This is a genomic window from Pseudomonadota bacterium (assembly GCA_018823135.1).
Taxonomy (GTDB): Bacteria; Desulfobacterota; Desulfobulbia; order Desulfobulbales; family CALZHT01; genus JAHJJF01.
The window spans coordinates 63,305-72,556 of the sequence record JAHJJF010000136.1 but is presented as its reverse complement, the minus strand read 5'-3'; the positions used below and the strand labels follow the sequence as shown (position 1 = coordinate 72,556).

Below are 9,252 nucleotides of genomic sequence, written 5' to 3'. Positions count from 1 at the left end.
TCGATCCTGCGCATCAGATTAATGTAATGGATCTCATGCAGCGCTTCAGGCGGGAGAGGAATACAACCATTGTCATGGTTTCCCATGATCTGAATCTGGCGGCAATGTATGGTGACCGGCTTCTTCTGCTCAAAGACGGGGGAATCGTCAAACTCGGCACTCCGCAGCAGGTTCTTGGAAAAGAGCAGTTGGAGGCAACTTATGGATGCCGGATGTATGTGGATGAGAGTCCGCTGGGGGATGTTCCTCGAGTGATGCCGGTTCCAAAGGAATTTTTAAGGGATTAATAATAGCGGGAAGAGTGTTTAGTCTTTGTCCCGGAACTTAGCTGCAACATGAGCATGCAGTTAAAGATCCGGTCCTGATTTCGGAATAAACAGCCAGTTTATTATTTCATGCGATTTTTTATATGGTAAAAAATTGCAGTCCCTGATGCAGCCATCCCTATGGCTCCGATTCCGACAATTATTCGATACAGGTTGCCGATAGGTCCGCCACCATGGTGGATGTTCTTGAAAGTATTAAGCCAACCAGGTCCCGTGTGATCGTGCTCGGGCTCATGGATGATCTGTTTTTCATGTTCATGGGGGACGTTTAGTCCGGAGAAGCTTATCAACAGGCCACTTCCAGCCTGCAGAATTATGAATAGCGCCAGGGTAATACCTATCCGCCTGTGCCATTTTCTCAGAGTCATTTCACTCATAGCGTCTCCTTACTATTTTTCTATAAAGTTATTCCATAAATCATTTTATATCGTGAAAAGAAAGTATTTTCCAAAAAATTGTTCAATAATATTGACAAAACATTATTTAACCCACCGACCCTATTGTATAGTCCAGTTTTTATTGCGTAGCTTGGGTTAAATACCCCGTCCCTTGGGGCGTTCGTTGCTGTTAAAGATACCCTGCTGCTTGCGGCGGGGTAATTCATTTTTTTTTTGGACCTGAAGTTATGATACTTTCAAGATATCAGGTGATGAATATGAAAGGATTGACCATAGGAAAATTGGCAAAAAGTGCCGGAATCGGGATTGAGACGGTACGGTTTTATGAAAAGCAGGGGTTGCTCGATCCTCCACCGCGAACCGAATCCAATTACAGGATTTATCCGGATGAAGAAATTGTAAAGCTCCGCTTCATCAAAAGAGCCAAAACATTAGGTTTTTCACTCAACGAGATCAAAGGACTGATTTTATTGACCCACGATCCCCATGCCACCAAGGCGGACATTAAGCGCCGAACTGACGAAAAGATCAAGGACATCAGACAGAAAATTGAAGATCTGACCCGTATGCTCGGGGCGTTAGAGCATCTCGCCGGGGCTTGCGACGGGCATGGTCCTGTTGCCGAATGTCCGATTATCGAAGCCTTAGTATCTGATATCGAAGATGAGTCCCATCAACATTGAATGTTCTCAACGCACAGCCGCACGTTAAAAAAAGTAGTTTGCTTCAGACCTTTTTTTCAGGATTTTCATGAAAAGTACATTTCGAGCTACTTTTTTCACGTCTGCTTTTTAACCGGAATGCAGACTTTGATCCTCAGAATAAAGAATTTATTCATAAATTTTAAAAGTTGCATGGTCTGGCGATGGAGAATTGTGAAACAGAAAATAATTAAATCAGCCCTTGACCCTGTAGTATTGTCCAATGTTTATAGTAAAGGTAACGACACAGAAAGAATAATTTTTTTTAAGAAAAGAATAAGCTAAATCAGGAGGTGATATCATGATGACACTAGGAAACATATTGTGGTTACTTATAATCGGGTTGTTTTTCGCTTTCATGATGAAAAAGGGCGGCGGTTGTTGCGGTGGTGGCGGGCATGAGAAACATGACGAACATGCCCACACCGAGAGCGGTGACGGCAAGAAAATCGACCCTGTATGCAAAATGGAGGTTGACCCCGGGAAAGCGGCCCATGAGACCGATTACCGAGGCGAAAAGATTTTTTTCTGCTCTACCCAATGCCGGGACAAGTTTGAAAATGCCCCGGAAACATTTTTAAAGAGCCATGATACAGAGAGTCATGGAAGTTGCCATTAGTAGAGAAATATGATGTAACGGAATTAGAAGAAAAAACAAAAGATTAAAATAACTGAAATGAAGGAGGGGTAGGGAAGGCATACATCCCAATATATAACCGATAATAAACAGAATTGTTAATTGATACATTCCGGTGACACCGGATGAGGAGGGGCCTTATGGATAATCACAAACATAACCATACAGAACATCATCACTGTCATGGCAAGTCGGAAGAACATCTTGATCCGGTTTGTGGCATGACGATTCCGGCAGGTGACCTCAAATCACATCATAACGGCGCTGACTATTATTTCTGTAGTGAGCATTGCCTAGACTCTTTTTCTCAATCTCCTGAAAAATATATTTCCGAAACCCTTGATGAAAACAATGAACCGGCAGCGGATTTTACTGACCCGGTCTGCGGTATGGCCACTGATGATCCAAAGGCATACACACCTTTAGAGCACAAGGGGGAAACTTTTTATTTCTGCAGTGATCATTGCCTGGAGAAATTTAAAAATGATCCCGGTCAATTCACTGGTACAAAAAAAGAAATCCCGGAAGATACCGAAAAACAATCCGGAAATGAAGGGGTTCTCTATATCTGCCCAATGGATCCTGAGGTAGAACAGTATGGACCCGGCGCATGCCCTAAATGCGGTATGGCTCTAGAACCGGCAACGCCTGTTTCTGCAGTTGTTACAAAAACTGAATATATCTGTCCCATGCATCCGGAAGTGGTTGAGGACTCTCCCGGAACCTGCCCGAAATGCGGCATGGCCCTGGAGCCCAAGACCGTGACCCTTGATGACGATGAATCGAATCCGGAATACGACGATATGCTCAGAAGGTTTATCGTCGGCGCAATCCTCAGTGTACCGCTGGTGATCATTGCCATGCGGGAAATGCTTCCCGGCGGGCATATTCTTGAAAATTATGCTTCCAACAGAGCCTTAGGATGGTGGGAATTGATTCTGGCAACCCCTGTTGTTCTCTGGGCAGGGTGGCCGTTTTATGAACGTGCTGTCCAGTCGGTTATCAATCGAAGTCTCAATATGTTCACCCTGATCGGCCTTGGAGTGTCGGTTGCCTTTATATACAGTCTAGTGGCTGTATTTTTCCCGGAATTATTTCCTCAAACAATGCGTTCAGCTGATGGTGCAGTGGGAGTTTATTTTGAGGCAGCGGCAGTAATCGTTACCTTGATCTTACTTGGCCAGGTTCTGGAACTTCGGGCCAGGAGCCGCACCGGAGCGGCGATTAAAGCGCTTTTGGGGCTTGCTCCCAAAACAGCGAAAAAGATATTTGACGACGGCACTGAACAAGACATTCCACTTGAGCATGTCGTAACCGGCGATCGTCTGCGGGTAAGGCCCGGCGAAAAGATCCCGGTGGATGGTGTTGTTCTTGAGGGCGCAAGCAGTGTTGATGAATCGATGATTACCGGCGAGCCGATCCCGGTGGAGAAGCATGACGGCGATAAACTGGTCGGGGCCACGGTGAACGGCACCGGTTCCTTGATTATGCAGGCTGAAAAGGTCGGGGCCGACACTCTGCTTTCACAGATTGTAAAGATGGTGGCCGATGCCCAGCGATCCAGGGCGCCGATCCAGAAACTTGCTGATGTTGTAGCCGGTTATTTCGTGCCGGTTGTCATATCTATATCTCTAGCCTCTTTTGTGATCTGGTACTTTTTCGGGCCTGAACCGCAGCTGGCTTATGCATTGATCGTCGCGGTTTCAGTGCTGATCATCGCCTGCCCCTGCGCACTGGGGCTTGCAACGCCGATGTCGATTATGGTTGCAACCGGCAAGGGCGCGACCATGGGAGTCTTGTTCAAGAATGCCGAAGCCATCGAGACGCTCCGCAAGGTGAATATCCTGGTGGTGGATAAAACCGGCACGCTCACCGAAGGCAAGCCGAAACTGACCGGGGTTGTGACCGCCGCAGGCATTGAAGAAAAGGAGCTGCTTTCCCTTGCCGCTTCACTTGAAAAGGGCAGCGAACATCCACTGGCCGAGGCCATTATCAGAGGCTCTGTTGAAAAAGGCGCAACCCTTTCCGATGTTAAAGATTTTAATTCCATAACCGGCAAGGGCGTATCCGGTAATGTTCTCGGGAAAAACGTACTTCTGGGAAATGCCCGGCTCATGGATGATTTCAAGATCAATGTGAAGTCTTTTTCCGAACAGGCGGAAGAAATGCGTTCCGAGGGTCAGACCGTCATGTTTGTCGCAGTTGACAACGAATTTACCGGATTGCTCGCAGTTTCAGATCCTATAAAAGGAACAACGCCCGAGGCTATCAGGCTGCTCCACAAGGAAAACATCAAAATCGTCATGCTCACCGGTGACAATCGCGCCACCGCTGAGGCGGTTGCAAAGAAGCTCGACATAGACGAGGTTGTTGCCGAGGTGCTTCCCGATGAAAAGGCCTCGGTCGTCAAGAGGTTTCAGGATAAAGGGCATGTCGTTGCCATGGCAGGCGACGGCATCAACGATGCCCCGGCCCTGGCCCAGGCCCAAGTGGGGATTGCCATGGGAACCGGGACCGATGTTGCCATGGAAAGCGCCGGAGTGACATTAGTCAAAGGTGATCTCACCGGTATTATTCGGGCACGGAAACTCTCCCGCGCCACCATGGCCAACATCAAGCAGAATCTGTTCTTCGCCTTTATTTATAATTCACTCGGGATCCCGGTAGCCGCAGGCATACTCTACCCGTTCTTCGGTATTCTGCTCTCGCCGATTATTGCCGCGGCCGCCATGAGTTTCAGCTCCGTTTCCGTGATCACCAATGCTCTCAGGTTGCGTGGCGTGAAAATATAAGGAGGTGGATCATGAACAATAAATTGAATGCACTGGCATTAGGAACGTCTGCGGCAATTGTTTCTGCCCTGAGTATGGTGATCCTTGGAATATTGGGTAATCTCGGGATATACAGCGGCGCAGTCGAAATGATGATCAAATGGCATATGTTTTTTTCATTAAGCGTTGTCGGCATCATCACCGGAATGGTTGAGGCGGCGGTCATCAGCTTTGTATGTATTTATATTTTCGGCTGGATTTACAATAAATTGGTTCATTAGTGTTTAAGCTGAAATTTCATGCAGCTGGTTTTGTAATTATCAAGAAAAGTAACAACTGAAGAAAGTTTTCGCAGGCATGGATTATTTCTTTAATTGTTCTTGGTAAATTATACTGAGAATTGTTGCAACAGCAGGCCGGTCAGCTGGATTTTTTCCAACATGATGCATTCTGACGGTTCCCGCCGGGTCGATGAGGATGTCTCCGCCGCGTTGGCTTACATCTGTTTTATCGTGCGGTTTTTTCGGGAAGTTGCCTCTGGCGATTTCCTTCATGTAGGCCCACCAGGTACTCGGACCCCAGATATCCCAAAAACCGGCATTCAGCATGCCGTAGACTCGATATTGTTCACGGGTTTCATCAAGCAGGACCGGCCATTTGAGTCCGGTCTCATCAATATAGGCCCGGGCAAGAAATCCAGTTTCGAAGGTAACCACAACCACTTTGACATTAAGCATTTCAAATTCCTTCTCATGCTGCCGCAACTGCGATAGGTGTCCCCTGCAGGGCAGTCAACCCAGGTGCCGATGAAAGACCATGAGTAACCAGGAAGTTGAATAATCCGTAAGGCGGTGTACAACTCCTTCCGTGTCTGTGAGACTGAAAATGGGGATCTGTTGCCCGAGCATGGAAGACGGCATGGCATACCTCAATTTTTAGAATTATGACCGGATCGTGAGACAGTAATGGTACTCACTTGAAAGCAATTTTAAATGCGGACGTCGCCAAACATCTAATCTTATCTGAAAAGTTGTTGTCGTTTGCTTGGAAATTTTTTTACTGGACAATTAATAACTCTTCATAAGAAGATAACTCATACAATAACAAAAGGAAGCAGACTTTCTCAATCTGGATATTTCGCTGATTCTCCCTGTTCCCCGCCATTCGTCAAATTTGTCTTACTGATTAGCACTCTAATAGTACCATCGAGTAATTATTTATTGATGGTTGAGACTTTGTGCAAACGCCTGATTTGTGATTCGCATATCGCGAACTGAGTAAATATTAACAATTTAAAGGAGACGGAATATGAAAAATAACTGGCTTAAAGGTTTACTGATTATTGCGGCATTCTCCTTGATGCTTACCACGGCAAGCGCCGAAGAGAGTCATCATGCCATGGAAGGGAAAAGCAGTGGCACCGGTGACCAGATGATGAAAGAGATGCCCTCTCAGGGCGGGCAGAAAGCATCCGGAATGATGGGCGGTGGCATGATGGACATGAAGATGGGAGGTAAATCCGGCGGCATGATGGGCGGCGGGATGATGGATATGATGATGGGAGGAATGGGTTCCTGCGGCATGATGGGATCTGGAATGATGCTGGGGTATAACCTTCCGGAAGAATATCAGAAATTTTTTGATGATACTTTGCAACTCAGAAAGAAACTCCATGATATGAAGTTCAAGTATTTCGAGGCCTCAAGGAATCCGGCAACAACCCTTGGTGATTTGAAGAAAATGGAAAAGGAAATGGCGGAGATTCAAAAAACATTGGCAGATAAGATGCCTAAAGAATAAGAATGAAAAGACGGTTTGTCGGGAGCGCTGAGAGTTCTGTGCTCCCAAGATATCCATCAAAGTGAATAAGAAGGTCAGATGAATTCGAGTATCGATGCAATATGTCAGGCTTGCTTGTTCTTTACTTTCGATCATGGTCTTGATGCGATCAAGATCAGGGGAACATTAAGAGGAGAAACCGATAAAAACCTATAAAAAAATATTTTTTTTGTTTGTGATGTTATTGGGTGCTGCCAGTTTTGCAAAGGATGCTTCTTCTCAAACAAGAGAATATCAGTTGACTATCGCCCAGGAGCAGATCGATTTCACTGGGAAAACAACCTGGGCCATGACAGTCAATGGTGGAATCCCAGGCCCAACTTTACGGTTTCAGGAAGGCGATTTTGCTCGTATCAAGGTCCATAACAAAATGGATGTGGATACATCCATTCACTGGCATGGTCTCCTGGTGCCGCCTGGAATGGATGGCGTGCCGTATATCAGCTTTCCTCCCATCGCGCCGGGAACCACCTTTGTCTATGAATTTCCCATCCGTCAAAGCGGTACATACTGGTATCATTCACATACAATGCTGCAGGAACAACGGGGAGTGTATGGTTCTATTGTTATTGAGCCACCACAGAAACGATTTCAGGTCGACCGGGATTATGTCATTTTACTTTCCGACTGGTCCGACGAAGATCCACATGCGATTCTCAAAACCTTGAAGCGTGGAAGTGAATGGTATGCCATGGAAAAGGGGAGCGGCCAAAGTATTATCGGGGCTGCAATGCTTGGCATGTTCGGGGATTATTTCACGCGTGAACTGCAGCGCATGCCTGCCATGGATATCGCGGACGTGGCATATGATAGGTTTTTAGTTAATGGCAAGCCGGAAGTAAATCTCACTGCAGAACCGGGCGACACCGTGCGCCTGCGCATCATTGACGGATCGGCCACTACTTTTTTCCATCTGGAGTTTTCCGGCGGCCCCATGGAAATCATAACAGCGGACGGTATTGATGTTGAACCGCTAAAAATGCAACGGTTTCTGATCGGGGTTGCTGAAACCTATGATGTCCTCATCAAAATCCCCGAAAAAGGAGCTTATGAGTTCAGGGCCACAGCCCATGATGCATCAGGTTTTACCTCTGTGAAGATAGGGGACGGTGTTTTTCATCCGGCGCCTGATGTGCCGCATCCGAATCTTTATCATGCCATGGGAAATTTGAGCCTGAAAAATATTTTTGCATTTACGCCTGCGGGTAGCATGGATATGCCCGATAGAGCCGTTGAAGCCGGAGAATTTGACAAACCCGGAAGTATGATGAGCATGCACTCAATGGGTGGCATGGAAGGTATGGACCATTCCATGGGGCAAGGGGAAATGGACCATTCTTCTGAAGGCAAAGGGAAGGGAGAACATGATTCACACGGCGAATCTGATATGAAGCATGGATCTTCAGATATGACAGGGATGCAGCATGATGAAGAGTCGATGTCAAAAATGATCCATCAAGATCATAAAATGATGGAGATGCATCATAGCAAAATGAAAAAGTCCGGCCACCAGGTCAATGCCAGCGGTAAGAAATTCAGCAATAATTTCCTGCCGTTGGCTTCCGATGTCTCATCTTCAGAAAATCTGGCGATGGATGGTATGGGTGACGAACGCCCATGGCCGCCGTACAAACAACTGCGAGCCACTCAAAAGACTGCGTTTGATCAGGGCAAAACTGTACGGGATATCCGTCTCACCCTGGATGGTGACATGGAGCGCTATGTCTGGTTTATTAACAAGAAAGCTCTTTCCGAAAGTGATTCCATCCTGATTCGTGAAGGAGAGATCGTCCGGTTCATAATGATCAACCGGACCATGATGCACCATCCCATGCATCTGCACGGTCATTTTTTCCGGGTGATCAATGGCCAGGGTGATTATTCACCGCTTAAACATACGGTTGATGTTGCGCCCATGTCCACCACGGTCATTGAATTTGACGCCAATGAGCCTGGTGACTGGTTTTTTCACTGTCATCTCCTTTATCACATGGAAAGCGGCATGACCCGTGTTGTCCATTACGACAAATTCACGCCGCCTCAAGAGGTCACTCAAATACGCCCCACGCTTTATAACGAGTCGTGGTATTTTTGGGGTCAAGCGGAAATTTTGAGCAGTATGACTGAGGGCTTTATTACTATTGCTGATACCCGGAATAATTTGACCTTTGAATGGGAGGTTGGATGGCAGGAGGTGGATGAAACCGAGTGGGAGGGAATATTCATCTGGGACCGGTATTTTAATCGATTTTTCTCAATATTTGCCGGAGCCGACATCTTGGGTGAAGAAAGTGAAATAGATCATACCCGGGTTATCCTGGGCATTCATTATTTGATGCCGTTCCTCATTGAAACCCGCCTCTGGGTCGATTCTGATAGCGGCGCCCGGATTAGTTTTGAAAAGGAGTTTGCTATTACTCCCCGATTTTCTCTCATGGGGGAAGCGGAATATGATACCCATGAGTCGGGGTGGGAGGGGAAAGCAGCTCTGAACTATTCTGTTTGCAAGAATATTTCACTCACCGGACAATGGCATTCAGACTTTTATTGGGGGGGGGGACTGATAGTTAATTTTTAACC

At 46.7% G+C, this 9,252-nt stretch carries 9 protein-coding genes; 7 read left to right on the top strand and 2 right to left on the bottom strand.

The annotated features are described in order from the left end of the window. A partial coding sequence (locus tag KKE17_14200) for an ABC transporter ATP-binding protein (GenBank protein MBU1711152.1) occupies positions 1–287 on the top strand: 287 nt, incomplete at its 5' end. 101 nt (positions 288–388) lie between these two features. On the opposite strand, the gene KKE17_14195 is transcribed toward KKE17_14200, so the two are convergent. Next, on the bottom strand, positions 389–703 hold the full coding sequence (locus KKE17_14195) for a hypothetical protein (protein ID MBU1711151.1): 315 nt from the start codon (positions 701–703) through the stop codon (positions 389–391). 278 nt (positions 704–981) lie between these two features. Between KKE17_14195 and KKE17_14190 the strand changes: the two genes are divergently transcribed. The 4 genes from KKE17_14190 to KKE17_14175 all read left to right on the top strand — a co-directional run bounded on the left by KKE17_14190 (position 982) and on the right by KKE17_14175 (position 5,114). Further along, positions 982–1,407: a MerR family DNA-binding protein gene (locus KKE17_14190; protein ID MBU1711150.1), complete on the top strand. Its 426-nt coding sequence runs from the start codon at positions 982–984 to the stop codon at positions 1,405–1,407. 319 nt (positions 1,408–1,726) lie between these two features. After that, positions 1,727–2,044, top strand: coding sequence for a YHS domain-containing protein (locus KKE17_14185; protein MBU1711149.1), 318 nt, complete (start codon positions 1,727–1,729; stop codon positions 2,042–2,044). A 239-nt stretch (positions 2,045–2,283) separates the two neighbouring features. Continuing rightward, positions 2,284–4,854 (top strand): heavy metal translocating P-type ATPase, encoded by a 2,571-nt coding sequence (locus KKE17_14180; protein ID MBU1711148.1) that lies wholly within the window; start codon positions 2,284–2,286, stop codon positions 4,852–4,854. An 11-nt stretch (positions 4,855–4,865) separates the two neighbouring features. Beyond that, positions 4,866–5,114, top strand: coding sequence for a hypothetical protein (locus KKE17_14175; GenBank protein MBU1711147.1), 249 nt, complete (start codon positions 4,866–4,868; stop codon positions 5,112–5,114). 81 nt (positions 5,115–5,195) lie between these two features. Here KKE17_14175 and KKE17_14170 read toward each other — a convergent pair whose 3' ends face one another. Continuing rightward, entirely contained in the window at positions 5,196–5,570 is a 375-nt protein-coding gene (locus tag KKE17_14170) for a redoxin domain-containing protein (GenBank protein MBU1711146.1), read from the bottom strand. Between the two features lie 571 nt (positions 5,571–6,141). On the opposite strand from KKE17_14170, the gene KKE17_14165 reads away from it, so the two are divergent. Both KKE17_14165 and KKE17_14160 read left to right on the top strand, forming a co-directional pair. Then, positions 6,142–6,633, top strand: coding sequence for a hypothetical protein (locus tag KKE17_14165; protein MBU1711145.1), 492 nt, complete (start codon positions 6,142–6,144; stop codon positions 6,631–6,633). Between the two features lie 277 nt (positions 6,634–6,910). Then, positions 6,911–9,250, top strand: coding sequence for a multicopper oxidase domain-containing protein (locus tag KKE17_14160; protein ID MBU1711144.1), 2,340 nt, complete (start codon positions 6,911–6,913; stop codon positions 9,248–9,250). The last annotated feature ends 2 nt before the right edge of the window (positions 9,251–9,252 follow it).

Excerpts from the sequence above, each read along its gene's own strand:
- KKE17_14180 (MBU1711148.1), top strand. The coding sequence starts at position 2,284 with ATGACGATTCCGGCAGGTGACCTCAAATCACATCATAACGGCGCTGAC.
- KKE17_14175 (MBU1711147.1), top strand. The coding sequence starts at position 4,866 with ATGAACAATAAATTGAATGCACTGGCATTAGGAACGTCTGCGGCAATT.
- KKE17_14170 (MBU1711146.1), bottom strand. The coding sequence starts at position 5,570 with ATGCTTAATGTCAAAGTGGTTGTGGTTACCTTCGAAACTGGATTTCTT.
- KKE17_14185 (MBU1711149.1), top strand. The coding sequence starts at position 1,727 with ATGATGACACTAGGAAACATATTGTGGTTACTTATAATCGGGTTGTTT.
- KKE17_14190 (MBU1711150.1), top strand. The coding sequence starts at position 982 with ATGAAAGGATTGACCATAGGAAAATTGGCAAAAAGTGCCGGAATCGGG.
- KKE17_14165 (MBU1711145.1), top strand. The coding sequence starts at position 6,142 with ATGAAAAATAACTGGCTTAAAGGTTTACTGATTATTGCGGCATTCTCC.
- KKE17_14195 (MBU1711151.1), bottom strand. The coding sequence starts at position 703 with ATGAGTGAAATGACTCTGAGAAAATGGCACAGGCGGATAGGTATTACC.